The sequence below is a fragment of the Pseudomonas laurentiana genome (genome assembly GCF_014648275.1).
Classification (GTDB): domain Bacteria; phylum Pseudomonadota; class Gammaproteobacteria; order Pseudomonadales; family Pseudomonadaceae; genus Aquipseudomonas; species Aquipseudomonas laurentiana.
Genome location: NZ_BMQU01000021.1, coordinates 26,848 through 52,381, shown reverse-complemented (window position 1 = coordinate 52,381; position 25,534 = coordinate 26,848). Strand labels below are relative to the sequence as shown.

General features: G+C 59.5%; 24 protein-coding genes and 1 pseudogene. 20 read left to right on the top strand and 5 right to left on the bottom strand.

Annotation, left to right across the window (positions count from 1 at the left end; all coding sequences use genetic code 11):
- The first annotated feature begins 91 nt into the window (after window positions 1–91).
- The 8 genes from IE038_RS19470 (at window position 92) to IE038_RS19435 (ending at window position 8,784) form a co-directional block, all read left to right on the top strand.
- A complete protein-coding gene (locus tag IE038_RS19470; RefSeq protein ID WP_065761885.1) occupies window positions 92–691 on the top strand; it encodes a helix-turn-helix domain-containing protein in 600 nt (199 codons plus the stop codon).
- Between the two features lie 390 nt (window positions 692–1,081).
- Entirely contained in the window at window positions 1,082–1,948 is an 867-nt protein-coding gene (gene purU / locus IE038_RS19465; protein ID WP_189396151.1) for a formyltetrahydrofolate deformylase, read from the top strand.
- The gene (folD, locus tag IE038_RS19460; protein ID WP_189396150.1) at window positions 1,945–2,844 is read left to right on the top strand and encodes a bifunctional methylenetetrahydrofolate dehydrogenase/methenyltetrahydrofolate cyclohydrolase FolD; all 900 of its coding nucleotides are present in this window, start codon (window positions 1,945–1,947) and stop codon (window positions 2,842–2,844) included. The genes purU and folD overlap by 4 nt, the downstream gene beginning before the upstream one ends.
- Window positions 2,826–4,067, top strand: coding sequence for an FAD-dependent oxidoreductase (locus IE038_RS19455; RefSeq protein ID WP_163935144.1), 1,242 nt, complete (start codon window positions 2,826–2,828; stop codon window positions 4,065–4,067). The genes folD and IE038_RS19455 overlap by 19 nt, the downstream gene beginning before the upstream one ends.
- Before the next feature lie 13 nt (window positions 4,068–4,080).
- On the top strand, window positions 4,081–4,386 hold the full coding sequence (locus IE038_RS19450) for a sarcosine oxidase subunit delta (RefSeq protein WP_163935148.1): 306 nt from the start codon (window positions 4,081–4,083) through the stop codon (window positions 4,384–4,386).
- A complete protein-coding gene (locus tag IE038_RS19445) occupies window positions 4,383–7,286 on the top strand; it encodes a 2Fe-2S iron-sulfur cluster-binding protein (RefSeq protein WP_163935151.1) in 2,904 nt (967 codons plus the stop codon). Before IE038_RS19450 ends, IE038_RS19445 begins: the two co-directional genes overlap by 4 nt.
- Before the next feature lie 3 nt (window positions 7,287–7,289).
- Window positions 7,290–7,883 carry a sarcosine oxidase subunit gamma gene (locus tag IE038_RS19440; protein ID WP_189396149.1) on the top strand — a complete coding sequence of 198 codons (594 nt, stop codon included), beginning with the start codon at window positions 7,290–7,292 and terminating at the stop codon, window positions 7,881–7,883.
- Between the two features lie 91 nt (window positions 7,884–7,974).
- The gene (locus IE038_RS19435; RefSeq protein WP_163935153.1) at window positions 7,975–8,784 is read left to right on the top strand and encodes an IclR family transcriptional regulator; all 810 of its coding nucleotides are present in this window, start codon (window positions 7,975–7,977) and stop codon (window positions 8,782–8,784) included.
- Here the strand turns inward: IE038_RS19435 and IE038_RS25410 are convergent.
- Together IE038_RS25410 and IE038_RS19425 are read right to left on the bottom strand one after the other, a co-directional pair.
- Complete coding sequence (locus tag IE038_RS25410) at window positions 8,781–9,431, bottom strand: methyl-accepting chemotaxis protein (protein ID WP_438810789.1); 651 nt, start codon at window positions 9,429–9,431, stop codon at window positions 8,781–8,783. The genes IE038_RS19435 and IE038_RS25410 overlap by 4 nt on opposite strands.
- Window positions 9,432–11,191: 1,760 nt before the next feature.
- On the bottom strand, window positions 11,192–11,416 hold the full coding sequence (locus IE038_RS19425) for a hypothetical protein (protein WP_189396147.1): 225 nt from the start codon (window positions 11,414–11,416) through the stop codon (window positions 11,192–11,194).
- On the opposite strand from IE038_RS19425, the pseudogene IE038_RS25405 reads away from it, so the two are divergent.
- Both IE038_RS25405 and IE038_RS25400 read left to right on the top strand, forming a co-directional pair.
- Window positions 11,367–12,176, top strand: a pseudogene (locus IE038_RS25405) (Tar ligand binding domain-containing protein); the annotation flags it as partial. The gene IE038_RS19425 and the pseudogene IE038_RS25405 overlap by 50 nt on opposite strands.
- A complete protein-coding gene (locus IE038_RS25400; RefSeq protein WP_438810788.1) occupies window positions 12,177–13,040 on the top strand; it encodes a methyl-accepting chemotaxis protein in 864 nt (287 codons plus the stop codon).
- A 132-nt stretch (window positions 13,041–13,172) separates the two neighbouring features.
- On the opposite strand, the gene IE038_RS19415 is transcribed toward IE038_RS25400, so the two are convergent.
- Together IE038_RS19415 and IE038_RS25395 are read right to left on the bottom strand one after the other, a co-directional pair.
- A complete protein-coding gene (locus tag IE038_RS19415) occupies window positions 13,173–13,466 on the bottom strand; it encodes a hypothetical protein (protein WP_163935158.1) in 294 nt (97 codons plus the stop codon).
- A gap of 81 nt (window positions 13,467–13,547) precedes the next feature.
- Window positions 13,548–13,997: a methyl-accepting chemotaxis protein gene (locus tag IE038_RS25395; RefSeq protein ID WP_438810787.1), complete on the bottom strand. Its 450-nt coding sequence runs from the start codon at window positions 13,995–13,997 to the stop codon at window positions 13,548–13,550.
- A gap of 895 nt (window positions 13,998–14,892) precedes the next feature.
- On the opposite strand from IE038_RS25395, the gene IE038_RS19405 reads away from it, so the two are divergent.
- Window positions 14,893–16,224 (top strand): OprD family porin, encoded by a 1,332-nt coding sequence (locus IE038_RS19405; protein WP_189396144.1) that lies wholly within the window; start codon window positions 14,893–14,895, stop codon window positions 16,222–16,224.
- A 348-nt stretch (window positions 16,225–16,572) separates the two neighbouring features.
- Window positions 16,573–16,791, top strand: a complete 219-nt coding sequence (locus tag IE038_RS19400; protein WP_189396143.1) for a hypothetical protein — start codon at window positions 16,573–16,575, stop codon at window positions 16,789–16,791.
- 26 nt (window positions 16,792–16,817) lie between these two features.
- Here IE038_RS19400 and IE038_RS19395 read toward each other — a convergent pair whose 3' ends face one another.
- Window positions 16,818–17,759 (bottom strand): LysR substrate-binding domain-containing protein, encoded by a 942-nt coding sequence (locus tag IE038_RS19395; RefSeq protein WP_163931366.1) that lies wholly within the window; start codon window positions 17,757–17,759, stop codon window positions 16,818–16,820.
- Window positions 17,760–18,227: 468 nt separating this feature from the next.
- Between IE038_RS19395 and IE038_RS19390 the strand changes: the two genes are divergently transcribed.
- From IE038_RS19390 to IE038_RS19355, 8 genes are all read left to right on the top strand, one after another.
- Entirely contained in the window at window positions 18,228–18,998 is a 771-nt protein-coding gene (locus IE038_RS19390) for an ABC transporter substrate-binding protein (protein ID WP_163931369.1), read from the top strand.
- A 133-nt stretch (window positions 18,999–19,131) separates the two neighbouring features.
- The gene (locus tag IE038_RS19385; RefSeq protein WP_163931371.1) at window positions 19,132–19,821 is read left to right on the top strand and encodes an ABC transporter permease; all 690 of its coding nucleotides are present in this window, start codon (window positions 19,132–19,134) and stop codon (window positions 19,819–19,821) included.
- Entirely contained in the window at window positions 19,818–20,531 is a 714-nt protein-coding gene (locus tag IE038_RS19380; RefSeq protein WP_189396142.1) for an ABC transporter permease, read from the top strand. Before IE038_RS19385 ends, IE038_RS19380 begins: the two co-directional genes overlap by 4 nt.
- 26 nt (window positions 20,532–20,557) lie before the next feature.
- On the top strand, window positions 20,558–21,325 hold the full coding sequence (locus tag IE038_RS19375) for an ABC transporter ATP-binding protein (protein ID WP_163931374.1): 768 nt from the start codon (window positions 20,558–20,560) through the stop codon (window positions 21,323–21,325).
- 73 nt (window positions 21,326–21,398) lie between these two features.
- Window positions 21,399–22,520 carry a DUF2817 domain-containing protein gene (locus IE038_RS19370; protein WP_163931378.1) on the top strand — a complete coding sequence of 374 codons (1,122 nt, stop codon included), beginning with the start codon at window positions 21,399–21,401 and terminating at the stop codon, window positions 22,518–22,520.
- A gap of 202 nt (window positions 22,521–22,722) precedes the next feature.
- Entirely contained in the window at window positions 22,723–23,796 is a 1,074-nt protein-coding gene (locus IE038_RS19365) for an aromatic ring-hydroxylating dioxygenase subunit alpha (RefSeq protein WP_189396141.1), read from the top strand.
- 1 nt (window position 23,797) lies between these two features.
- Window positions 23,798–24,937, top strand: coding sequence for an FAD-binding oxidoreductase (locus IE038_RS19360; protein WP_189396140.1), 1,140 nt, complete (start codon window positions 23,798–23,800; stop codon window positions 24,935–24,937).
- Window positions 24,938–25,112: 175 nt separating this feature from the next.
- Window positions 25,113–25,496: a VOC family protein gene (locus IE038_RS19355; protein WP_163931381.1), complete on the top strand. Its 384-nt coding sequence runs from the start codon at window positions 25,113–25,115 to the stop codon at window positions 25,494–25,496.
- Window positions 25,497–25,534: the final 38 nt, after the last annotated feature.

The window sequence follows — 25,534 nt, the reverse complement described above, 5'->3', positions numbered from 1 at the left end:
GAGGGTGGACGTGCTCGACAGGGATGTACATCGCACATTCCTGGTGCGAATATAAAATTATTGAAAAGAAATAGTGCAGGCTGTGATTACGATGACCGATGAAACGCAACCCCGACTGAAGCTCGAGCAGTACTTGGGCATGCAGATCAAACGTCAGCGCCAGGCCCAGGAACTGAAACTGGCCGACGTCGCCCGTATCGCCGGTATCAGCCAAGGCATGCTGAGCAAGATCGAAAACGCCCAGGTATCCACCAGCCTCGACACCCTCAGCCGTCTTTGCGACGTGCTGGGCATGCCCATGTCGAAACTGTTCAGCCAGTACGATCAACAAGGCAGCAGCGCCCTGCTGGTCAAGGCTGGCGAAGGCCTTGAAGTGGTCAGGCGGGGAACCGAGAAAGGTCACACCTATCACCTGCTCAACCATACCCGTGGGCCAAAGAAGAACTTCGAGGCCTACATGGTGAGCATGGATGACGCCAGCGAAGAGTTCCCGACCTTCTCCCACCCCGGCACCGAGTTTCTCCATCTGCTTGAAGGTGAACTGATCTACCGGCATGGCAATCAGCTGTACCGCATGGAAGCGGGTGACAGCCTGACCTTCGACGGGGAGGTTCCCCACGGGCCGGAGCAACTGGTGCAGGTGCCGATTCGCCTCCTGTCGATCATGAACTACGGCAACCAGAACGAGTAATCCGCATTCAAGTAAAACCCTCTCCTGCGCCGTGAGGGTGAGAACAAGGAAGGCCCTTCAGAGGCGATACACGCTCGTGACGTGCGGCTCTCGCCTCGTGAACCTATCCATTCGCTGCGGCGGCACCACCGGCCGGCGCCGCCTTTTACGGCGACCCACTACGCAATGACTCCACGCTCTGCACCGGGTCTCGGCCGGCCGCCTAAAAATTCCTGTAAGTAAAAAAAGTTTCCAAAAATCACTGGACGCTACGGCCTTCCTTCACCTATAAAAGCAACCACAGGAATATTTTATTCCCAAGGGTGATTTTTATTGGCCCGCAAAAAACGATTTCATTGATGAACTTTTCCGCTCTGCGATGACCTGCCGCCATCTTTCCGAGGACCAGCCATGCAACACGAAAAGAACCCGTTCATTCTCAAGATCAGCTGCCCGGCGACATCAGGCATCGTCGCCGCCGTGACCTCCTACCTCGCGGAAAACGGCTGCTACATCGGAGAAATGGCGCAGTTTGACGATGAGTTCAGCGGTAAATTCTTCATGCGTGCGGTGTTTCGTTTCAACGACGGTCACGACGGCGATATTGACCAGCTCAAGCACGCGTTCCAGGCCGTCGCCGACGGCTTCGACATGCACTGGGAGCTCTTCGATACCCGTGAGCCGATGCGCGTGCTGCTGATGGTCAGCAAGTTCGACCATTGCCTGACCGACTTGCTCTACCGCTACCACAAAGGCGAGATGGACATGACCATCACGGCCATCGTCTCGAACCATCTGGACCTGCGGCCCATGGCCGAACGAGAAGGGATTCGCTTCATCTACCTGCCTGTGACCAAGGACACCAAGGCGCAGCAGGAAGCCGAACTGATGAAGATCATTGATGAAACCTGCACCGATCTGGTGGTACTCGCCCGCTACATGCAAGTCCTCTCAGACGACCTGTGCCGGCAACTGTCAGGCCGGGCGATCAACATCCACCACTCTTTCCTGCCCGGATTCAAAGGTGCCAAGCCTTACCACCAGGCCTACCAACGCGGGGTAAAGCTGATCGGTGCAACCGCCCACTACGTCACCAGCGACCTGGATGAAGGGCCGATCATCGAGCAGGAGGTACAGCGGGTCGACCATGTCTACCAGCCGGACGATCTGGTCGCCACCGGACGGGACACCGAAACCGTCGCCCTCTCCAAGGCGGTGAAATACCACCTGGAACACCGCGTTTTCCTTAACCACGACAGAACGGTGATCTTCCGATGAGCCCGCTGAAACTGATTGATGGCAAGGTTGCTGCCGCACAGGTGCTGCAACAGGTACGCGAGGATGTCCGAACGCTGAAAGCCGACGGTATCGAACCGGCACTGGCGGTGATCCTGGTAGGTGACGATCCGGCCAGCCACGTTTATGTACGCAACAAAATTCTGCGGGCAGAGGAAGCCGGTATCCGCTCGCTGGAGTACCGACTGCCCGCCACCACCCGCGAAACCGAGCTGTTGGCATTGATCGGCACGCTCAACGACGACCCGCACGTACATGGCCTGCTCCTGCAACTGCCATTGCCGCCACACATCGAGGAAACCCGTGCCCTGCAAGCCATTGCGCCGAGCAAGGATGTCGACGGTTTTCACAGCGAAAACGTCGGCGGCCTGAGCCAGGGCCGCGACGTACTGACGCCCTGTACCCCCAGCGGCTGCCTGTACCTGCTTGAACAGACCCTTGGCGACCTGAGCGGTAAACACGCCGTGGTCATCGGCCGTTCGAACATCGTCGGCAAGCCCATGGCCGCCTTGCTGCTCAAGGCCCATTGCTCGGTGACCGTGGTTCACTCGCGCAGTGCCGACGCCAAAGCCTTGTGCCAGCTCGCCGACATTGTCATCGCCGCCGTCGGGCGACCACGGCTGATCGATGGTTCGTGGCTCAAGGAGGGTGCCGTGGTCATTGATGTCGGTATCAACCGTATTGACGACAACGGTCGTAGCCGGCTGGTCGGCGATGTCGATTTCGACAGTGCCCTGCCCAAGGTTGCAGCGATCACGCCGGTACCTGGCGGTGTGGGGCCAATGACCATCGCCTTCCTGATGAAAAACACGGTGGCCGCTGCCCGGCAGCAAGCCCTGAGCAGTCAATCGGAGGCCGTATGCCTTTCAACCTACTGAAATACGGGCTGAGTTCGGAATACCCGGTGGACGTGGACTTGCCCGCGCCAAAAGAGCTCAAGCCCGCCTACGACGTGGTCATCATCGGCGGCGGTGGTCATGGACTGGCAACGGCGTATTACCTTTCCCGCTACCACGGCATCAACAACATTGCCGTACTGGAAAAGTCATACCTGGGCGGTGGCAACACTGCTCGCAACACCGCAGTGATTCGCTCCAACTACCTGACCAGCGAGGGCGTCAAGTTCTACGCCGAGTCGGTCAAAATGTTCCAGGGTCTGTCTAACGAATTTGACTTCAACATCATGTATTCGGAACGCGGCCAACTGACCCTGGCCCACACCGACGCTACCGTGCGTGCATTCCGCCAGCGTGCCGAGGTGAACAAACACTTCGGCGGGCGAACCGAAATGATCGATCGCCAGCAGATCCGCGAACTGGTGCCGACCTTGAACCTGGACCCGGGTCATCTGCCGGTACTGGCAGGTCTCTGGCATCTCGACGGTGCCACGGCGCGTCACGACGCGGTGGCGTGGGGCTACGCCAAGCAGGCAGCCAAACGGGGGGTAGAAATCCATCAGTTGACCGAGGTTCAGGAACTGGTCATCGAAAACGGCACAATCAGCGCGGTGAAAACCAACCGTGGCACGGTGCGCTGTGGCTGCGTCGTGCAGGCCGTCGCGGGCATGAGCTCGCAGATGATGAAAAAGGCCGGCATTCGCTCCCCTATCCAGACCTTTCCCCTGCAAGCGATGGTCACTCAACCGTTCAAGCCCTTTCTTGACCCGTTGGTGAGCTCCTCGGCGCTGCACTGTTACGTGCAGCAGACTGGCCGTGGCGAAGTGGTGTTTGGTGGTGGCTCGGACCCGTATCCCCTGTTCAACACCCGCTCGACCCTCGACCTCAAGGAAAGCCTGCTGGCCCACGCGATCGAAATGTTCCCGTTTCTGGCCAACGCCAAACTGATGCGCCAATGGGCCGGGATCACCGACATGACCCCGGACTACAGCCCGATCATGGGACTGTCACCCGTGAAGAACTATTACCTGGACGCCGGCTGGGGCACCTGGGGCTTCAAGTCCACACCCATCTGCGGCAAGACCATGGCCGAGCTGGTGGCCAGTGGCGGCAAGGTGCCGGACCTGATCAAACCCTTCGGCCTGGAGCGTTTCTCGACCTTTGCCCAAGTCAACGAAATGGGCGCTACGGCGGCCAGCCACTAACGGAGAGCGTGAGATGAAAGTCATGATTTGCCCGCTCAATGGGCCTCGCAACATCAGCGAGTTCACCTACGGTGGCGAGTTCAAGCCAATGCCGAACCCGGATACCTGCAGCGACAGTGAATGGGCGGCCTATGTCTTCAACAGCGAGGACACCCTCGGCGTGGTTCGCGAATGGTGGATGCACACCCCCTCCAGCTACTGGTTTCTGGCTGAACGCCACACCGTGACTGACGACATTATCCGCACCTTCGACCCTCGGGAACTGTTCAGCACGCGGGTTGAGTTCACTGCCGCGCAACCGCAGGAGATCGCAGGATGAGCCTCCCCAATCGCCTTCCGGCCCCCATGGGCCTGCTGATCGATCGTAATCAGCCGCTGACCTTCAGCTTTGATGGCACCGCCTATCAGGGCCTGCAGGGTGACAGCATCGCCAGCGCCCTGCTCGCCAATGGCCGCTTTCTACTGTCACGCTCGTTCAAGTACCACCGCCCACGCGGCCCGCTGAGCATGGCCGGGCAAGATGCCAACAGCCTGATCCAGTTACCCCATGAGCCCAATGTCCTGGCCGACTGCCAACTGTTGACACAAGGCCTCGAGGCCAGCGGGCAGAACTTCAACGGCTCGCTGGAAAACGACAAGGACGCCTACCTGGGCAAGTTTTCCAAGTTCATGCCGGTGGGGTTCTATTACCGTTCGTTCTACAAGCCCAAGGGCATCTGGAAATTCTGGGAACCGATCATTCGCAAAAAGGCCGGCCTTGGCGTACTCGACCTCGACTTCAAGCCGGAGTACTACGACAAGGCCTACCTGTTTGCCGACCTTGCGGTGATCGGTGCAGGCCCGGCCGGCCTGCAAGCCGCACTGACCGCTGCCGATGCCGGTGCCAAGGTGTTGCTGGTCGAGCAACAGTCGATTCTCGGTGGCTCGCTGAACTATGCCCGTTTCGACATCGACAACCGACGCGCCAACACCCTGCGCAACCAGTTGATCGAGGCGGTCCAAGCGCATGCCAACATCCACATCCTTACCCAGGCCACCTGCAACGGCTGGTTCGCCGACAACTACCTGCCCGTGATTCAGGGCAAGCGTCTGTACAAGGTACGCGCCAGCCAGTGCCTGATCTGCAGTGGCTCATTCGACCAGCCCGTCATCTTCCGCAACAACGACCTGCCTGGGGTGATGCTGACCAGTGCAGCCCAGCGCCTGATGAAGCTGTATGCCGTAAAGCCTGGCAAACGCGCCGTGGTGCTCACCGGCAATGACGATGGCTACCTGGCTGCGCTCGACTTGTATGAGCAAGGCGTTGACGTTGTGGCACTGGTGGACCTGCGAAGCGGCCCGAGCAATCGCGATCTGCTCGTCGCCTTGGAAAAACGCAGCATCCGTTGCCACCTTGCGACGACTGTCTACGAAGCCCTGCATGACAAAGGCATGCGCCACATCACGGGCGTCGAACTGCGCAGCATCACCGGCCAGGGCCAAGTGGCCGGCCACGGCGTAACCCTGGCCTGTGACCTGCTGTGCATGTCCGGCGGCTACATGCCGGTGTATCAATTGCTCTGCCAGGCTGGCGGCAAGCTGGCCTACAACGATGCAGCGGCAGAATTCACCCTGAGCGGCCTGCCAAACAACCTCGGCGTAGCGGGTTCCGCCAATGGTCGGCATACCCTGGACAACGTCCTGGCCGATGCCACCAATGCTGCTGCCACGGCCCTGACCGCGCTGGCATTACCCTGCCCGACGCAGCAGTCGTTCAAGGCCGAAGCGCGGGTCAACTTTCCTTGGCCTATCTTCCCCCATCCCAAGGGCAAGGACTTCGTCGACTTCGACGAAGACCTGCAGGTCAACGACATCATCAATGCGACCCGGATCGGCTACCGCGATATCCAGTTGGTCAAACGTTACTCCACCGTCGGCATGGGCCCGTCCCAGGGCCGTCACTCGGCGTTGCCCACGGCTCGTCTGGTCGCGGCGTCGACGCAACGCAGCGTCAGTGAAACCGGGATAACCACTGCCCGCCCACCCTTCGAGGCAGAGAAACTGGCCCACGTCGCCGGGCGGGCGTTCGACCCCTTCAGGCAAACACCGATGCACGCGCAGCACCTGGCCGCCGGCGCGAAGATGATGCCGGCCGGCATCTGGCAACGCCCGGCCTACTACGGCAAGGCCAGTGAACGCGAACGCTGCATGCAGCAAGAGGCACTGCACGTACGCACCAAAGTCGGCCTGATCGATGTGTCCACGCTCGGTGGGCTGGATGTGCGCGGACCGGACGCCGGCGAGTTGCTCAACCGTCTGTACACCTTTGCCTTCCTCAAGCAACCGGTAGGCCGTTCACGCTATGCGCTGATGACCAATGAGCAAGGGGTGGTGATTGACGATGGTGTCTGCGCACGCTTTGCCGAGCAGCACTTCTACGTCACCGCCACCACCAGCGGCGTCGATCGCATCTACCAGCAGATGCTCAAATGGAACGCCCAATGGCGCCTGAACGTCGATATCGCCAACGTCACCGCGGCCCTGTCGGCCGTGAACCTGGCCGGGCCGGACGCGCGCAAGGTGTTGCAAACGCTCTGCACGGACATTGACCTGTCCAGCGCAGGCTTCCCTTACCTGGGCGTGCGCCAGGGCACGGTCGCTGGCATCAAGGCCCGCGTGTTACGGGTCGGCTTCGTCGGTGAGCTGGGCTACGAAATCCATGTGCCGTCGCGCCATGGCGCAACCCTCTGGCAAGCCCTGATGAATGCTGGCAAGGCCTACGATATCCGTCCCTTCGGCGTGGAAGCGCAACGCCTGCTGCGGCTGGAGAAAGGCCATGTGATCATCAGCCAGGACACCGACGGCATGACCCATCCCGACGAGATCGACATGGGTTGGGCGATCAACCGGAGCAAGCCATTCTTCGTGGGCCGCCGCTCGCTGGACATCCTTCAAGCGCAACCGGCGAAACGCAAACTGGTCGGCTTCACCTTGCCCACAGGCAGCCCTAAACCGCTGGAAGGCCACTTGGTACTGAACGGCCCCGACATCAGCGGCAACGTCACCTCCTGCGAACACTCGCAGACCCTGGGGCAGATCATCGGCCTGGCCTATGCCGCGCCCGAGCAAAGTACCCCAGGGCAACAGATTCCAATCCGCGTCGACGGCGGCCTGGTGGTTCAGGCCACCGTGGTGCAATTGCCGTTCTTCGACCCCGACAACCAGCGCCAGGAGCTCTGAGACATGTCTAACCTGCACGCACAGCCTCTACTCGATGTCGGCGCCCTGCAGCAGTGCGCCTTGATTGACCTGACCGCACTGCCCCGCATCGGCTTTCGTGGCACGCACAGCGCCGACTACCTGCGCGTACGCGGTTTCGAGCTGCCCGAAGCGCCCAACCGCGCCGTGCTCCAGGCCGACGGTAGCCAGGTCGCACGCCTGTCCCAGACCGAGTACCTGCTGCTCGGTGGCCTGGCCGATCAAGGGCAACGCATTGCCGATGAAGAAGTCAGTTGGGAGCTGGACCACAACGCCAATTACCTGCTCCCACGTCAGGACAGCCACGCCTGGCTGCAACTGAGCGGCGCCTGCATCAGCGAGGTCATGGCCAAGCTTTGCGGGGTCGACCTGCGCCCCGAGGCCTTCCCGGTCGGTGCAGTGGCACAAACCTCGGCGGCGCGAATCAACGTCATCGTGATCAACCTGGGCCCAATCGACCTGCCGCGTTTCCAACTGCTGTGCGATCGCGCCTCGCTGGCCTACTTCAAAGCTGCCGTACTGGACGCCATGAGTGAGTTCAATGGTGCCCTGCTGGAGCCTGAAGCCTTGAGGCACTAAACCCTGCAAACAGGCTGGAACGAGGAACAACGCCCGAGTGCCACCAGGCCTGCTCGGGCAACCCTGCCGCGCACCACGACTGGAGCCGATGATGTCGAGCATTGAAAAGGAAACCGACTACAGCGTACCGGCGCTGCAACGTGGGCTCAGCGTGCTTGGGTTGTTTGACGCTCAAACCCGCGCCTTGGGCATCAACGAAATTGCTGAGCAGCTTGGCGTGAGCAATTCGGCCATCTACCGCATCCTCTACACCCTCACCGACATGGGCTACCTGAAGAAACACAACAACCAATACGAACTGGGCGCTCAGGTCATCTCCACGGGCTTCAGCTACCTGGCCAGCCGCGACATCGTCGAAATCGCCATGCCGCACCTCAATGCACTGCGTGACAGCACGTCCCTGTCATGTCATTTGAGCATCCGGGAAGGGACTGACAGCCTGTACCTCTACCGTGCCTTTGCCGCCCAGCGACTGTCAGTGAACATCCCGATTGGCACACGCATCGCCTGCCATTGCACCGCCATGGGTCGCGTACTGTTAAGCGACCTGGGCACCGCGCAACTGCGCCTGCTGTACCAGCATGTCCGTCTTGATGACTACCCAGCGCCTGCGCCGCGCACCCTACCGGAGCTGGAACAGCTCGCAGCCGTCGACCGCGAGCGGCAATGGGTCGTGCACCGCTCGGATTACTCGACGGCCATCGCCACCGGCATACGCGATCACACCGGACGTATTAGCGCAGCGATCAACCTGTCCGGCCCCGATGCGATCATGGACCCGGACGGCACGCAGGCACGCTTTACCGAACTACTGATGCACTGCGCGACGCAGATCAGCGAAGAGCTCGGCTATCACAAGGCAAACACCCCACAAGGTATCAGTTCAACCAGCACGCTCTAGGCTGCATCCCGTTGTCGGGCGTTGCTGCTCACCTCAAACAGCCCGACCAGCTTCTGCAGTTTGTTGGCATCGAGCCTGACGGTTTCCGCGCTGGTCTGCAGCACGGTGACGGTCTGGCGCATTTCGGCAGACGACTGATCGACCTGCTTGATGGTCTTGCCATAGTCCAGGCTGCGTTGATTCAACTGCTGAATGATGGCGAACATGTTTTCCACGGCCTGGTGCAGTTGTACGTTTTCCGAAGAAGCCTCTTCAGCCAGACGCAGGCTGTTGTCGACATCCTTGACCCCGTCTTCCATAAAACCCACCGCCTGCTGCGTTTCACGTTGAAGACCTTCGACCATCAGCCGGATATCGTCAGCGGCCTTCGACGTGCGCGACGCCAAGGTACGGACTTCATCAGCGACCACGGCAAATCCGCGACCATGCTCGCCGGCGCGCGCCGCCTCGATCGCGGCGTTCAGCGCCAGCAGGTTGGTCTGGTTGGTGATATCGCTGATCAGCCCGGTGATGGTGCCAATCTCGCCCATGCGGCTGTCGAGCAACTGGACGCTGGAGGACGAGCGCTCGACGACATTACGAATCGATTGAGTGCCCGCCTGGACCTCCAAAAATTGCTCGCGGGCACGGGTGACCACTTCATCCATGGCCTGTTTCATCTGCTCGGCACTGGCCGAGGCCTGCTGAATCTCGCCCAACTGGTCTTCGACGATAATCATCATGCTGTGTACCGCCTGGGCAACTTCTTCAGACGTGAGGCTGGCCGCCTGGCTACGCCCGAGCATCAGCTGATTGGTTTTGCCAACACTGTGACTGGCCTTGATCACCTGCCCCACGACGGCATCCAGATGGTCGATGAAACTGTTGATCCAGCGCCCCATGTCACCCGTCTCGTCATTGGCCATGCGCGACGTGTCGAGGCGCTGGCGCAGGTTGCCTTCGCCCTCGGCGATGGTTCTGATCACCCCGGTCATTTCAGTGAGGCGTGCGGCCAGGCGTCTGGGCCCCAGGGAGCGGAACAGCAACGCCGCAACGAGCATGCTCGACATCTCGCAGAGATCAATCACCCCTTGGGCAAGGCCACTGTAGTGTTGAACCAGATAGTTGCAGCCAAACAGGCCGGCCATGGTCGCCAGGTAAGGCTTCATAAGGCCATAGCTCAGCGAACGGCGGCGATAGACCTCTTCCAGGTCAGCCTCGCACATCATGCCCCAACGGTCCGGTGAGCCGGGCAACTGGAAGGTGACGCCCTTGCCCACCACCGGAATATGCCGGTAGTCGGAGTAGCCGGGATAGGTCACAAACAAATTGGCGCCCGTGCGGATGGTTTCGCGCACACCGGGATGCAGCTCCTGGGTCGAAGGGTCGGTGAAGCGCAGTTCCAGTTCGGTGTGACGCTGTACCTGGACAGTTTTCCAGGGCGTATGTACGCCGCTCTTGAGGTTCTCGCCGTGGGTAAAAGTGCCGTCTTCGAAACGCGAGCGCGACAAGGCGACCCCGGGCTGTACTGCCGGATCGAAGCGTGACTGCACCATGAACAGGTAGTTGTCCCCGGACTCGGCAAAAATGTGCCCGGCCTCACGCTGGATCAAATCACCCAGCACATCGTTCGGCACCCGACCACAGAGGCAGCCGAGCACTTTGCCGTCGACCTTCAGGGGTTGATAGAACATCAGCGTGACTTCGTCATGAAAACGCGACGATGAAGGGCCAATCTGCAACGTCAATGGATCACTGTAAGGGCCGTGCAGGAACGCTGCCTGCAACCCGGCAGCAAGGGCCTTGGCATTGCACGGCGACCTTCCGGCATGACCATTCCAGGTCGAGGCGATGACGACGCCCTGGGGGTCAACGACAAAAAGTTCGGAAAAGTCTTCGGCCTGGGCCAGCTTCTCCTGCAATGGACCCGGGCCAGGTTGGGTTCCATCGCGGCTCAAGGTAGCAGCCAGTTCGGCCAGGTGTTCCCACTGCTCCCGCGCCCAGTTCTGCAGCAGCTTCACACGGGTTTCGGCGATCGCTTCGAATGTCTGCTCAATCACCGGGTAAGCCGATCGATTGAGACGGCACGACCAGTTCATGGCCAGTTTTCCGGTCTTGCCAAACCAAGGCAACCAGCGTTTTTCGGCGGAGGATAACTGCATGGAATTGCTTGATAGCGACATTCTCTTCTCCAGCTACGACATTGGGCGCCGAACTAGAAAGCAATTACCACGCCATGTTGAAAGCGTGCTAACGATCCAACCTAAAAGAAACTGTCGATTTAAGTCATCTATCCGTGTAGATCCTCCAAAAAGCACGGAATTTACAGCGTATTTTTCCGAAAAAAATAATAGCCAATAGCCTTCACCCGGCATTCAACATGCAGCGTCAAGGGAACCCGTACGCATCAAAACGGTGCGCACAGGGCTCAACGCTCGTTCACGGGGCATACGAAATCCTGCGGGCTGTGGATTGACGCCATCAGTGTTCGATAATCGCACAAATCCCGTTTTACACGCTCAAGATCAACAACCCGTTCAGAGATAAAGAAGCAGCGGATCACTCTGATAACAACAATCCAGACGCGCCTCATCCCGCCCGGGATGGCCGAAGAATCCGCTGAAATTCCTTCGATCTTTGGAGCGATCGTCATGTTTCGTCATCTTAAAATCCGTACCGGGATGTGCTGCGTACTGCTGCTGTTTGTCCTGGCGCTGCTGTTCTCTACTGTCGACGCGTGGCGTGCAGCCGAACGAAGCGACGCCCATATCAGGGAGCTGCACAGTACTGCCCTGCAGGCCGACAGGCTCAACAACGCCTTGCTGCTGGCCATCCGTGCGAGCGCCAACGTGTCCTCAGCGTTCATTGAAGACATCGGCGGGCAGAAGGACGCTGCAAAAGCACGGCTCATCCGCTCGGAGGATATCTGGCGTTCCGCCCTGGAAAAAATCGACAACTATTCGTCCACCCTGCTGACGCCAGCGGACAAGGCCTTGGGCCTGCAACTCGAAGCGTCCTTCAGCGAGTACGGCAAGGCCATCGAGGGGCAGCGCGCCGCAGCCCGCGCAAATGACCTGGCAGGCTACTTCCGCGTCAACGCAGACGCTTCAACGGCCATGGGCAAGCTGCAGGAACAGCGCACAAGCATGATGCAGTCACTCAACAGCCGCAGTGAGGCGCTGATGGCCGAGGCCGGCGTAAAACTCAAGCAAGCGCAGATCACCGCCGGGTTGCTGGTGGCCTTGACGGTGCTGCTCGCAGTACTTTGTTGGGTGTTTATCGCAAGCCGCGTCCTGAGCCCACTGGAGCTAGCAGGCCGGCATTTCAAACGCATTGCCAATGGCAACCTGCGCGAACCCATCAGGGTCGACAGCCAGAACGAAATCGGCGTGTTGTTCAGCGAATTGCAGCGCATGCAGGACAGCCAGCGCCATACCATCATCCAGATCAGCACCTCGGCAGCACAACTCGCCGCCGCTGCGACCCAACTCAATGCCGTCACTGAGGAAACCAACCGGGGGTTGCAACAGCAGGACCACGAACTGGAACAAGCCGCTACCGCCGTGACCGAAATGACGACCGCCGTGGAAGAAGTCGCCCACAACGCGGTATCGACGTCCGAGGCCGCCACTCACTCCAATACCCTCTCCGCCCAAAGCCGGCAGCAGGTCAGAGGCACGATCGAAGGCACCCAGGCCATGGCCGATGACATCAAGCAAAGCGCCGGGCACATCCAGAAGCTCGCGGGCCAGATCCTCGAGATTGGCAAGGTGCTGGACGTGATTCGCAGCATCTCCGAACAAACCAACCTGCTGGCGCTCAACGCCGCTATCGAGGCTGCGCGGGCGGGTGAAGCCGGACGAGGCTTTGCAGTGGTCGCCGATGAGGTCCGTACCCTGGCCTATCGCACCCAAGCGTCGACACGTGAAATCGAGCAGATGATCAGTAACGTGCAAAGCGGCACTGAGACCGCCGTACAGTCAATGCGCTCAAGCACCGAGAAAGCCCAGGCCAACCTGTCCATCACCCAAGCCTGCGGCGAAGTGCTGGAATCCATCTACACGGCCATCAGCGAAATCAACGAACGCAATCTGGTGATCGCCAGCGCCGCACAGGAACAATCGCAGGTGGCCCGGGAGGTCGACAGCAACCTGTTGAACATTCGCAACCTGTCGATGCAGTCGGCGGCGGGGGCTTCGCAAACCAACGCCGCGAGCAACGAACTGTCGCGCCTGGCGGCAGAACTGAACACAGTGGTTTCGAGGTTCGATACGTAGCCCTCGGCGCCACCGGTGCTACGTAGGCGACATCAAGTGACCTCTTGAGCACGGGGTGATCTCCGGGCACAGCAGTGCCCGGTCGACCACCTCGTGTGCCCTGGTCTTCCCGTCAAGGTCAGCCCAGGTACTTCAATCCTCTGTCATCTCGCAGACCCCATTCGCACCGTCCTTGCTGCTGTACGACACCGAAGGTGTGCCGTCGCGGTCGATGCTCAACGAGATGGTTATTCCTCCACCAGTGGCTTCATACTGGTTTTCATTCAGTGTCTTCAGTTTGCCCTCTTCACCATTGATGTAGATCGGCCCGCCTTCATCGGCATGCACATCGATACCCCCTGGGCAAGTCGCATTCACCATTGGAATTTCAGCTTTCGCGAACCCGACCATCGCGAACAGGGCAAGGCTCAACAGTACTCGCTTCATGGCTGTCTCCTCGGACCGGCGCTATGCCGTAACACCTAGAAACAGACTAGCTCATGGCGTCAGCATGACGGCGAGGCCGGGTTACTCGATCAAGCCTTGGGCTGCCCCTGACAGCTGCCGCTGGCCGCTCAGGCCAACCATGACCCGCTCGACGATCTGCATTCGCTGCTCTGCGGCGCCGCGTATCTCGTCCATGGCGCGCAACGCGACGCTGGCTTGCTCCATGCCCGAACGCGTTGAAGCACCCAGCCCCTCGATCCCGGCTCGGGCGTCACCCGCCGATTGCTGGAGTTCTCCCGCAATGGTTTGAATCTGGGCACTGGAGTCTGCGACACGACGAGACAGGTTCCGGACCTCATCGGCAACCACCGCAAAACCGCGACCTTGCTCACCGGCACGTGCGGCCTCGATGGCCGCGTTCAGGGCCAGCAGATTGGTTTGCCGGGCAATATCTTGAATGCTGCCGACCAGAGCGCCGATGCGTACAGACTGGGCACCGAGTTCATTGAAGGTGCGGGCAATGGTGGTCATGGACGTATCAAGTTCGCAGAGGATATGCGAAGACGCCTGGATGCTCTGCGCACTTGAGCGCACATGCGCGCCGGCAGCTCGCGCCAACTGGTCGGCGAACTGCATGTCCGCCTCGGTCTGGATGATGGCGTCATCAAGTTGCTTCAGCGTTTTCTGCAGCGTGCCGTCGTCCCGCACGGGAGGCATTACCTCGGGGATCGACGCAGCGGGTGTGGGTTCAGGCACAACCTCCGGCGCATAGGCCAACAGGGGCTCAACCGGTACCTCTATCACCGTCACCAGGCGAACGTGATAGAGCAGCCCGGCGCTGACAAAACACAGCAGTGCCACACCGGCAAGAGCAACCTGATGCACTTCTAAGACCAGTAATGCCGCTGCAATCAACACACCTGCCAGTTGCAGGATACCCGCGAGAAACCCACGCCTCATCGCTCGCAACTCCATGTCCAACGGTTTGAGTGGGCAGTACAGGGTGTGAAACAGGCGGATGGCGTTACCGATAGCACAGGTCGGAACCCGTTAAGCGTCCATCGGGAAAAAGGTATCGGAGTCATAGGGCGCTCTTATTGTTCTTTATCCCACGATAGAGGCTGTACGTGGTGGCAGTCCAATATTAGGTGGGTCTGGCGCCATACCCCAAAAGTATCGTCGCCATGACGGACTGTTACTCGATAGGGAAAAGTCTTTTACAAAACCTCGGTATTCAAAAAACGTTCATTTTCGGCAAGATGCCGGAAGATCCGTGCACACGGACACAAAGAAGAACAATGTATCAACGCCAACGCGCCTTCCAAGGCCAAGCGCGGCGTACTTGTCTGCCATTTCCACAAGACCATTCATAACAATCTCAAACCGAGTGTCTGTCAGACATTTTGTGCAGAGGGGCGACCGTAAGATGAATCACCTGAAAAATGGCGTACTGCTGTTGGCCGTGTCCAGTGGACTGGTACCACTGGCCAACGCAGCACCCTTCGTTAGCGACCAGGCCGATGCCAAGGGCATTGTCGAAGACAGCAGCCTCAAGTTGCTGCTCCGCAACATGTACTTCGATCGTGATGGCAAGAACGGCGGTGACACGCGCCGCGACTGGACCCAGGGGTTCATGGCCAACTTCAACTCCGGTTACACCCAGGGCACCGTCGGTTTTGGTGTCGATGCCTTCGGCTACTGGGGGATCAAGCTTGATGGCAGTTCAGGCCAGACCGGAACCGGCAACCTGCCGGTGAACCGCAACGGTAGTCCTGAAGACGAATTCGGCCGCGCCGGTGGCGCACTCAAGATGCGCGTGTCCAAGACCGAGCTCAAGTTTGGCCAGATGCAACCTACCGCCCCCGTGTTCGCGGCCGGCGGTACCCGACTGTTGCCACAGACCGCCACCGGCTTCTCGCTGATGAGCAGCGAGGTCAAGGACCTTGACCTGGAGGCCGGGCATTTCTATGCCGGTACCTCCAATGCCACTACCAGCTCCAGCGGCGGACTCTGGGCAACCTATGCCAACGTCGAGACCAGCGACGTCGACTACATCGGCGGACGCTATGCACTCAACGACAACCTCGGCCTGATGCTGTACGCCTCGCAGTTCAAGGACATATGGCGCCAGTACTATGGTGACGTGAACTATCAGCTGCCGATCTCCAACAGCCAGTCCCTCGCGCTGGACTTCAGCCTCTACCGCACACTGGATGAAGGCAGTGCCAAGGCCGGCTCGATCAACAACACCACCTGGTCGGCCTCGGCGGCCTACACGTTCCTGACCGCCCATACCGTCACCCTGGCCTTTCAGAAAGTCGATGGCGATACCCCGTTTGACTATGTCGGGTTTGGTGATAACGGCGGTGGTGCCGGTGGCGACTCGATCTTCCTCGCCAACTCGGTCCAGTATTCGGACTTCAACGGCCCTGGCGAGCGCTCTTGGCAAGTACGTTACGACCTGAAAATGGACTCCCTTGGCGTACCCGGCCTGGGCTTCATGGCCCGTTACATCAGCGGCGACAACATCGACGGCTCGCACATGGCGGCAGACAGCCCTTACCGCACCTATGGCTACGGTGACAACGGCAAGCACCATGAAACCGACGTAGAAGCCAAGTACACCATCCAGAGCGGGCCGGTCAAAGACCTGTCGTTCCGTCTGCGCCAGTCGTTCCACTATGCCAACGCCGACCAGGCCGAGCGCGACAACAACGAGATGCGCCTGATCATCGACTACCCGATCTCGATTCTGTAACGGCTGGCGTAACGCGGTGGTTTTGTCCAGGCCAGGCTCCCATCCGGTCGGATACAACCACCGCGTCCCTCGCAACACCCCAAGCGATACCCTCACACTCAACCCTGCATCTCATAGCCCTTACAAGCCGGCTGGCGAGCGGTGCTTGATCGCAAATATCCGGGCATAAACGTACAAGATATCGACCACAGGTGTTCACAAAACTGATCAGCGTCAACAACCCATCATAATGAGCAATAACTCTATTTTTTTGCCATAATTTTGACACTCGCCTACACTGTAAGGGAGAGATGACCAAATACCTCCATACTGAGCAGGGTGAGCGGATTGAGTTGGGACAGTGGCGCAATGCGGCAGCACTTCGAAAAAATGCAGGGGGTGCTGGATGCTGATAATGAAATACTCAACATCGAGGACTATGTCGACCAGTTCCTGCGAACTCGCGGCTACGCCCTGACCGATGAGAGCAGACTCCGTGTCGCGATGCGATTGGAGCAAATCACCGAGTGGACGCACTACACCGCCAGTGAGCTGGATCATTGGCTTGATACGTGTTTCAAGGCATAGAAACGCCGAAGCAACGCCCCCTCAGCTTATGGAACGGAACCGGCCAGCAACTGCTGATTAATGAGCATCTGCTCCCGTCCTCGCGCTACCAGCCAACGATGGAAGTCACGGCAGTGGGCATTGTCAAACGCGCCCTTGGCACCCACCAGCAAATACGATGAGGGCATCGGCAACGCGTGTGCAAAGGGCATGATCAAGCGCCCGTCCGCCAACGCACCGGCAATCATCGAACATTGCGCCAGTACCACGCCCTGCGCCGACAACGCGGCCTGAATCGCCATCGATGACAATGAATAGACACGGTAGCCATCACGCAACGGCGAGCAATCGACCGCTTGAGCCGTAAACCAGTCGCGCCATGACGGCGGCGAAGCGAACTTCGGTAACCAGTCAATCGACAACAACGGGTAGGCCAACAAGTCGGCAGGCGTCTGCAGTGGCTGGTCATCTCGAAGCAGGCCCGGGCTGCACACCGGAACCACACAATCCCGAAACAACTCAATGGCATTTTCGGTCGATTCAAGATCGCCGTAGGTAAGCCGGAAGTCGACTTCGTAGCCATCGGGCGAAGGCTCGGCATGGCTGCCGTCAAGAAACAGATTGAGCCCTGGATGATCGCTCTGCCATGCGTAAATGAGCGGTGCCAGCCATTCGGAAAGCAGCGACGGCAAGGCGCTGATACGCAGGTTGCTGGCATTTTTCGAGCGTTCGACCTCTACCTGGGCAATACGCAGGCTTTCGAACGCCGCTGCACAGCTCTCATGGTAACGCTGCCCCGCTGCAGTCAGCCGAATGCGTTTGCCCACCTTGAACGTCAGGCTCAAACCCAGGCTATCTTCCAGCAGTTTCATTTGCTGACTGACTGCGCCGGCAGAAATGCCCAGACGCCGGGCGGCCTCGATAATGCCCCCATAGCGCCCGACCGCTTCAAACACCTGCAAGGCACGCAAAGAAGGCAAGCTGTTCATCAGTCTCTCCTGGAGGGCACTGGCCGCTTGATACTTTAGCTCAGCTATACAAAGCAACAGCTTTTAGCATCTTTTCGCAATTTCATACGCTCGTATGCTGGTCTTGGCACTGCCTCCCCGTCCCCTGTCAAAAAAGCACAAACAAGGAGAGCACCATGTCTATGCGTACTACCCAGCGTGTCACGCATTATTCACGGAACCGATGGGATGCCCCGCGGGACTCAGCGTGTACCGGCGGGAACACAAAAAACCCTGACGTAACAATGCGTAACGAAACCACGCACCTACCCAGCCCTCGAATTACCCTCCCCCCCTCAAGACCCTTGGAGCAGAGCCGCGCACCTGCGCTGGCACAGTTTGGCCTGCATATTGCTTATCATGTATATACAAGTACATTCATATCATGATGTGCCTGTGCCCTAGTCCCGCATCCTCCGCATCCCCTGTAACAGACAAAGGAAAACAACAATGAGAAGATTTGTCCTTGCCACTGTCCTTGCACTGGCTTCCACCGGCGTCCTCGCCAAGGACCTGAGCGTTATTCGCTTTGGCGTAGACCCGACGTTTGCGCCCTTTGAATCGAAAAACGCTGACGGCGAGCTGGTTGGCTTCGACATCGACCTGGGCAATGCCATTTGCGCTCAACTCAAGGCCAAGTGTGTCTGGGTCGAAACGGCATTCGACAGCATCATCCCTGCACTCCGGGCGAAGAAGTTCGACGGCGTGCTGTCGGCCATGACGGTCAACGAGAAACGCAAACAGAATGTCGCGTTCTCCGACCGCCTCTACAACTCGCCCAATCGCCTGATCGCGAAGAAAGACAGCGGCTTGCTGCCGACAGTCGAATCGCTCAAGGGCAAACGTGTCGGGGTTGCACAAGGCACCACCCAGGAAGCCTTCGTCAAGGCCATGTGGGCACCGCACGGCGTGATCATGGTTTCGTACCAGAACCAGGACGTGCTCTACCCAGACCTGGTCAGCGGGCGGATCGATGCCAGCCTGACCGATGCGGCGGTGGCCGACATCGGCTTTCTGCAAACACCGAGGAACACCGGCTTTGCGTTCGCCGGCGATGCCGTCAAGCACGACGAACTGCTGGGCGAAGGGATCGCGATTGGCCTGCGCAAGGACGACCATGAGTTGATTGAGGCGATCAACGGTGCACTGGCGGAAATGCACAAGAACGGCACCTACGACGACATCCAGAAGAAGTATTTCACCTTCGACATCTACAACTGAAGACGACTGCAGCGCGCTCGATCACCTGATGTTCAGCGCTTGAGCGCGCTGTAGCCAACACAGCCCCTCCCCGAACACTCAAGCCTCGCAATGGACGGCCCACGGCCTCCCATTGCCTACGGAGAGACAGAACATGCTTTTACAGGGCTATGGTTCGCTCATTCTCGACGGTACCCTTGCGACCATCCAACTGGCGTTGCTCTCGATGCTGGTCGCCGTGACGATCGGCCTGGCCGGTGCCTCGGCAAAGCTGTCCAAACAGCGGCTGTTACGTAACCTGGCAACCGGCTACACCACTTTGATCCGCAGTGTCCCTGACCTGGTGATCATGTTGCTGTTGTTCTACAGCCTGCAAATCTGGCTGAACAACTTCACTGAATGGATGCAGGTCGAGCAGGTCGACATCAACCCCTTCCTCGCTGGCGTCATCACCCTGGGCTTCATCTATGGCGCCTACTTCACCGAGACCTTTCGCGGTGCGTTCCAATCCGTACCTGCCGGTCAACTGGAGGCCGCCGTTGCCTATGGCATGAGCCGTCGGCAGATCTTTATCCGGGTGTTGTTTCCACAAATGATGCGGTTTGCACTGCCGGGCATCGGCAACAACTGGCAGGTGCTGATCAAGGCCACCGCGCTGGTGTCGATCATCGGCCTGATCGATATCGTCAAAGTGACGCAGGATGCCGGTAAAAACTCAATGCAACTGTTCTTCTTCAGCATCATCGGTGCACTGATCTATCTTGCCATTACCACCGTCTCGAACGGCCTGCTGCTGTGGCTGGAACGCCGCTACAACGTCGGCGTCAAGGGAGCAGCACTATGACCGAGATCATGAAGGACTACTGGAAGGCCTACCTCTGGTTCGATGGCTATCAACTCTCTGGCGTCGCCATGACCCTGTGGTTGCTGGTGGTTGCCATCGCCATCGGCGGCCTGCTTGCGGTGCCCCTGTCAGTGGCGCGGGTGTCGAGAAACCCACTCATACGCGGGCCGGTCTGGTTCTACACCTATGTGTTTCGAGGAACACCGCTGTATATCCAGTTGCTGATTCTTTACTCGGGTATCTACAGCCTGCAAATGGTCCGCGAACAACCTGTACTGGATGCTTTCTTCCGCGAGGGGATCAATTGCACCTTGCTGGCCTTTGCCCTCAATACCTGCGCCTACACCACGGAAATTTTCGCCGGCGCCATCCGGGCGACACCGTATGGGGAGATCGAAGCCGGACGGGCCTATGGCATGTCGCCGTTCACCCTGTACCGCCGCATCATCCTGCCTTCGGCCCTGCGACGCGCACTGCCGTACTACAGCAATGAAGTGATCCTGATGCTGCACTCCACCACACTGGCATTCACCGCCACCGTGCCCGACCTGCTCAAGATTGCCCGCGACGTGAACTCGGAAACCTACTCCTCGTTCGAGGCGTTCGGCATCGCTGCCGTGCTGTATGCCCTGATGGTGTTTGCCCTGGTGTGGCTGTTCCGACGCTGCGAAATGCGCTGGCTAGCCTTCTTGAAGCCACAGACTCATTGACCCGCCGTAATAAGAGAGCATCGAACATGTACAAGCTGAACGTAGATGAACTGCATAAAAAATACGGCGCCCATGAAGTCCTCAAAGGGGTATCGCTCAGCGCCAAAGCCGGCGATGTCATCAGCATCATTGGCTCGAGCGGATCAGGCAAAAGCACCTTTCTGCGCTGCATCAACTTCCTTGAGCAACCGTGCAGCGGGCGTATTGCCGTAAACAACGAAGAGATCCGCACCAAGCTGGATATCAACGGGGCCATGCAGATTGCCGATCCTCGCCAGTTGCAAAAGATCCGCACCAAACTGTCGATGGTGTTCCAGCATTTCAACCTGTGGCAACACATGACGGTACTGGAGAACATCATCGAAGCGCCGGTCCACGTCCTCGGCGTGAAACGCAAGGACGCCGAGCAACGGGCACGCCAGTACCTGAACAAGGTCGGGCTGGATGCGAGTGTGGCGAGCAAATACCCCTCACACCTCTCTGGAGGGCAGCAACAACGTGTGGCCATCGCCCGGGCACTGGCAATGGAGCCGGAGGTGATGCTGTTCGACGAGCCGACATCAGCCCTGGACCCGGAACTGGTAGGCGAAGTGCTGAAAGTGATGCAAGCGCTGGCCGAGGAAGGCCGTACCATGGTCGTGGTTACCCATGAGATGGGCTTTGCCCGCAACGTCTCCAATCACGTCATGTTCCTGCACCAAGGCCGTGTTGAAGAAGAAGGCCCGCCTGGCGAAGTCTTGAACCATCCGAAAAGCGAACGCCTGACGCAGTTCCTTTCCGGGCGCTTGAAGTAAGTCGGCACACTCCCCTGCTGGCCACCGGGCTGCGTCTGAACGCCCGGTGCCGGCTTATCGATGCGAGGCCACCATGCACGCAGGTTTCCCCACACTTCCCAGCTTTGCCCACCAACGTGAACAGTTTCTGGCGGCGGCCAACGCTGCCGGCGCACGCCTGAGCGAGTACCGACACCCCTTGCGCGGCCCCTTTGGCGAGCCGCTGAGCACCGACGTTGCCCTGCTCGGTGATCCCCAGGCCAAACGGGTGCTGGTTGCGCTCAGCGGCACTCATGGCGTGGAAGGGTTCTATGGCTCCGACTGCCAGATCAAATGGCTGCAAACCCTCGGCAACACGCCACTGCCTGCTGATGTCGCGGTATTGATGATCCACTTGATCAATCCCTGGGGCACCGCCTGGATGCGCCGGGTCAACGAAGACAACATCGACCTTAATCGTAACCACCTGGACTTCTCTCAAGCACTGCCAGACAACCAACCCTATGAAGCGTTGCACCCCGTCTACACCTGCGCTCACTTGCACGGACCGCAACGGGAGCAAGCCGACGCGCTGCTCAACCAGCGAATTCGCGCCGAGGGTTGGTCAGCCGTGATGTCGATTGTCGAGGCCGGCCAGTACCGTCATCCCGATGGCCTTTTCTATGGCGGCCAGTCACCGGCCTGGTCGAACACCACCCTGCATACGATCTTGCACACCCATCTGGCTCACAGCGACGTAGCCATGTGCTTTGACCTGCACACCGGAGCCGGGGACTACGGGCACCCGATGCTGATGACCATTGCCCAGTCTGCCTACCCGGCACTGCGCGATGCCCAGGCCATCTATGGCCCGTGGCTGTACACGTTGATGACCGGGGCCGGTAGCCACAGTGACACCGGCGTAGCAGCAACGGCTACCGGCTACACCTCACAAGCGATCCTCAACGCCCTGCCCCACGTGCACCTGATGCCATTCGTCATTGAATGCGGCACCTACCCGGGCGAGCAGGTTCACACCGTGTTGCGCAACGACCAGTGGCTGCACCTGCATGGCGACCTGGACGACAAGATCGCTGCACACATCAAACGGGAACTGGTCGAGCAGTTCTACCCGGCAGACCCTGACTGGCAGGACGTCGTCTGGCTGCGCACCCGGCATATCTGGGAGCGGGCCCTGAGTGCATTACCCCACTTGCGCCCCGATACCGGTCATTAACTACGCCCCATGACACCCTCGTGCAAAGCGACGCTCAACGTAGCGTCGCTTTGGTTTGCCCGCCAAAAACGATTTAGTTTTTCTAAATCAATAAACAGTTTTAAGCATCTATTCTGACCTTATTCGTGCCTCGTATTCTGGCTTCGCCGTACGCCTCGCCCTGCTGCACAGGGTGAACACCAGAACAATAAGGAGAGACCCCATGTTTTTGCGCAACGCGTGGTATGTAGCCGCCAGTGAAGCCGAGTTGGGTGAAGCACTGTACCCCGTCACCCTGCTCAGTGAGCCCGTGCTGCTTTACCGCAAGACCGACGGCACCCCGGTGGCCCTTGAAGATGCCTGCCCGCACCGCAAGTTGCCGTTGTCCATGGGGCGTCGCCAGGGCGATGCGATCGAGTGTGGTTACCATGGCCTGACCTTCGACTGCTCTGGCAGCTGCATCCGTGCCCCCGGCAGCAAGCACATCCCGCAGGGCGCCAAGGTTCGCAGCTACCCACTCGCCGTACGCTACGGCCTAATCTGGATCTGGATGGGCGATGCTGAACTGGCCGACGAATCGAAGATCTGCGAAGTCCCGGAATGGGGTAATCCGGCATGGGGACTCAACCGTGGCGACAGCATGGTTGTGCCGTGTCACTACCTGTACGTGACCGACAACCTGCTCGACCCCTCTCATGTTGCCTGGGTGCACCCGTCTTCCTTTGGCAACGCAGCCTGCGCCCAAGAGCCCCTGCAAACCCGGGTAACCGACACTGGCGTGATCGTTTCGCGCTGGATGCGTGATGTGGAGGTAGCGCCCTTCTACGCCAAGTTCGTCACGTTCAGCGGCAATTGCGACCGTAAGCAACACTACGAGGTGCAATACCCTGCTCAAGCCATTATCAAGGCCATCTTCACTCCGGCTGGCACGGGTGGCGATGAGGGCGAACTGCACGAGCAGGTGTTCCTGATGAACTCCTACAACTTCATGACCCCCATCGACGAGGAGAACACCCGTTACTACTGGTTCCAGGTGCGCAATTTCGACCCTGAGAACCAGGAGGTCTCCCGCCAGTTCGATGAAGACGTACGCCATGCCTTCGCTGAAGACCGTGTCGTGCTCAGCGCCGTCCATCAGGGCATGGCCAACAAGCGCAGCCCCAGCATCGACCTGGCCTCCGACGCTGGCCCGCTGCGCTTTCGCCGCAACCTGGAGCAGTTGATTGCCAACGAACAACGTGGCGATCTGATTGCCCGCATCCAGCCGCAGACCGAGCACGACAAGACGGAGGCGTGAGATGAGCACCCAACCGAAGACGGCACTCAGCACCAAAGGCTTCAGGGCCTTGCGGGTGATCGAAAAGAAACAGGAAAGTGCAGTCATTACCTCGTTCGTGCTGGCGGCAGATCACGGCGCGTGCCCGCCCTTCGTGCCGGGACAGTTCCTGGTGATTCGCCTGCCCCTGAAAAACGGCACGCACCTGCTGCGCAACTACAGCCTCTCAGGCGACTGCAACGACCTTTCGCACCTGCGCATTTCAGTCAAGCGTGAACCTGCCCCCGCAGACCAGCCACAACTGCCGCCGGGGCAAGGCTCCAACTACCTGCATGACCACGTGCAGGTCGGCGATCTGCTCGACGTCGCGGGGCCCGCCGGCGAGTTCGTCCTTGACGAGCAAAGCGAACGGCCCGTGGTACTGCTAAGCGGTGGCGTGGGCCTGACGCCCATGCTGAGCATGCTCCACCAGCTCAGCCGCCATTCGACCCGTACGGTGCACTTTATCCATGCCTGCGAGAACGGTGCCGTACACGCATTTCGTGACGAAGTACGCCAGTTGGCCACACGACGCCCCGGGATCAACGTGCACGTCTGCTACCGCAGCCCGAGTGCCGACGATCAGGCCGGACAGGCCTATCACAGCCAGGGCTTGATCAACCGGGACACCCTGCAGGCACTGCTGCCATTGGACGACTACGAGGTCTACCTGTGTGGCCCACAGCCGTTCATGCAGGCGAACTGGCGCCTGCTGCGCGATCTGGGAATCGACCGCCAGCGTATTCACTATGAACTTTTCGGCCCGGCAACGGTTCTTGAGGACGACCAGGAGCGCCCTGCCTCTCGTCCTCCTGCACTCGCGACGCCGTCGATCAGCAGCCCCCCCGCAACGACAGACGATGCATTGACCGTACACTTCCTGCCGTCCGGTACCCGCATAGACTGGCAGCAGGACTGTCACTCGCTACTTGAGCTCGCCGAGCAGGCCGGCCTGACGCCCTCGTTCAACTGCCGGGCCGGCGTGTGCAACAGCTGCCAGGTCAGCCTCAGGGAGGGCACGGTCGAGTACTTCGAAGAGCCGCTGGATGCACCGATCAATGGCAACATCCTGCTCTGCTGCACGCGCCCAACCAGCGCATTGACCGTGGATTTGCGCCAGTAACACCGACTGCTGCCACTGTGTAGGTGGCAGAGGACAGTGTGAACTACGCTTTCGGGTGCATCGGCACCCTCACCCGGGCATGATTGGCTTCGGTCACTGAGCCGACGGGCTTGGTGACAACTCCTTGGGGAGACGCTCCCCTGGCCCTATCGTACACACCCAAGAGAACTCAACGATGAGCATCTTCACACACGTCACTGTTGGCACCAACGACCTGAACAAAGCCCGTGGCTTCTATGACAAGGCGCTCGGTACACTTGGCCTCAAGCGCATCGCAGACCTGGGCGAAAACGGCTCGATCTGGGGCGAAAACGCCCCGGCCTTTTTCGTTCTGAAACCGGCCAACGGCAAGCCTGCCACCGTCGGCAATGGTGTCACCATCAGCTTTGAAGCACCTAGTCGCGCAGCGATCGACGCCTTCCATGCGGCGGCCCTGGCATCTGGCGGTCAAGACGAAGGCGCCCCAGGCCCACGCAGTTGGGCACCAAACGCCTACGCCGCGTATGTACGTGATCTGGACGGCAACAAACTGGCCGTCTACTGCTTCAAACCAGCCTGATCAATTGCCGCGTCAAATGCCCGAAGGACTGCTTCGGG

Coding starts and splice junctions, on each gene's coding strand:
- IE038_RS19470 (WP_065761885.1), top strand. CDS start 92: ATGACCGATGAAACGCAACCCCGACTGAAGCTCGAGCAGTACTTGGGC.
- purU (WP_189396151.1), top strand. CDS start 1,082: ATGCAACACGAAAAGAACCCGTTCATTCTCAAGATCAGCTGCCCGGCG.
- folD (WP_189396150.1), top strand. CDS start 1,945: ATGAGCCCGCTGAAACTGATTGATGGCAAGGTTGCTGCCGCACAGGTG.
- IE038_RS19455 (WP_163935144.1), top strand. CDS start 2,826: ATGCCTTTCAACCTACTGAAATACGGGCTGAGTTCGGAATACCCGGTG.
- IE038_RS19450 (WP_163935148.1), top strand. CDS start 4,081: ATGAAAGTCATGATTTGCCCGCTCAATGGGCCTCGCAACATCAGCGAG.
- IE038_RS19445 (WP_163935151.1), top strand. CDS start 4,383: ATGAGCCTCCCCAATCGCCTTCCGGCCCCCATGGGCCTGCTGATCGAT.
- IE038_RS19440 (WP_189396149.1), top strand. CDS start 7,290: ATGTCTAACCTGCACGCACAGCCTCTACTCGATGTCGGCGCCCTGCAG.
- IE038_RS19435 (WP_163935153.1), top strand. CDS start 7,975: ATGTCGAGCATTGAAAAGGAAACCGACTACAGCGTACCGGCGCTGCAA.
- IE038_RS25410 (WP_438810789.1), bottom strand. CDS start 9,431: ATGGATGAAGTGGTCACCCGTGCCCGCGAGCAATTTTTGGAGGTCCAG.
- IE038_RS19425 (WP_189396147.1), bottom strand. CDS start 11,416: ATGACGATCGCTCCAAAGATCGAAGGAATTTCAGCGGATTCTTCGGCC.
- IE038_RS25400 (WP_438810788.1), top strand. CDS start 12,177: ATGCAGGACAGCCAGCGCCATACCATCATCCAGATCAGCACCTCGGCA.
- IE038_RS19415 (WP_163935158.1), bottom strand. CDS start 13,466: ATGAAGCGAGTACTGTTGAGCCTTGCCCTGTTCGCGATGGTCGGGTTC.
- IE038_RS25395 (WP_438810787.1), bottom strand. CDS start 13,997: ATGACCACCATTGCCCGCACCTTCAATGAACTCGGTGCCCAGTCTGTA.
- IE038_RS19405 (WP_189396144.1), top strand. CDS start 14,893: ATGAATCACCTGAAAAATGGCGTACTGCTGTTGGCCGTGTCCAGTGGA.
- IE038_RS19400 (WP_189396143.1), top strand. CDS start 16,573: ATGCGGCAGCACTTCGAAAAAATGCAGGGGGTGCTGGATGCTGATAAT.
- IE038_RS19395 (WP_163931366.1), bottom strand. CDS start 17,759: ATGAACAGCTTGCCTTCTTTGCGTGCCTTGCAGGTGTTTGAAGCGGTC.
- IE038_RS19390 (WP_163931369.1), top strand. CDS start 18,228: ATGAGAAGATTTGTCCTTGCCACTGTCCTTGCACTGGCTTCCACCGGC.
- IE038_RS19385 (WP_163931371.1), top strand. CDS start 19,132: ATGCTTTTACAGGGCTATGGTTCGCTCATTCTCGACGGTACCCTTGCG.
- IE038_RS19380 (WP_189396142.1), top strand. CDS start 19,818: ATGACCGAGATCATGAAGGACTACTGGAAGGCCTACCTCTGGTTCGAT.
- IE038_RS19375 (WP_163931374.1), top strand. CDS start 20,558: ATGTACAAGCTGAACGTAGATGAACTGCATAAAAAATACGGCGCCCAT.
- IE038_RS19370 (WP_163931378.1), top strand. CDS start 21,399: ATGCACGCAGGTTTCCCCACACTTCCCAGCTTTGCCCACCAACGTGAA.
- IE038_RS19365 (WP_189396141.1), top strand. CDS start 22,723: ATGTTTTTGCGCAACGCGTGGTATGTAGCCGCCAGTGAAGCCGAGTTG.
- IE038_RS19360 (WP_189396140.1), top strand. CDS start 23,798: ATGAGCACCCAACCGAAGACGGCACTCAGCACCAAAGGCTTCAGGGCC.
- IE038_RS19355 (WP_163931381.1), top strand. CDS start 25,113: ATGAGCATCTTCACACACGTCACTGTTGGCACCAACGACCTGAACAAA.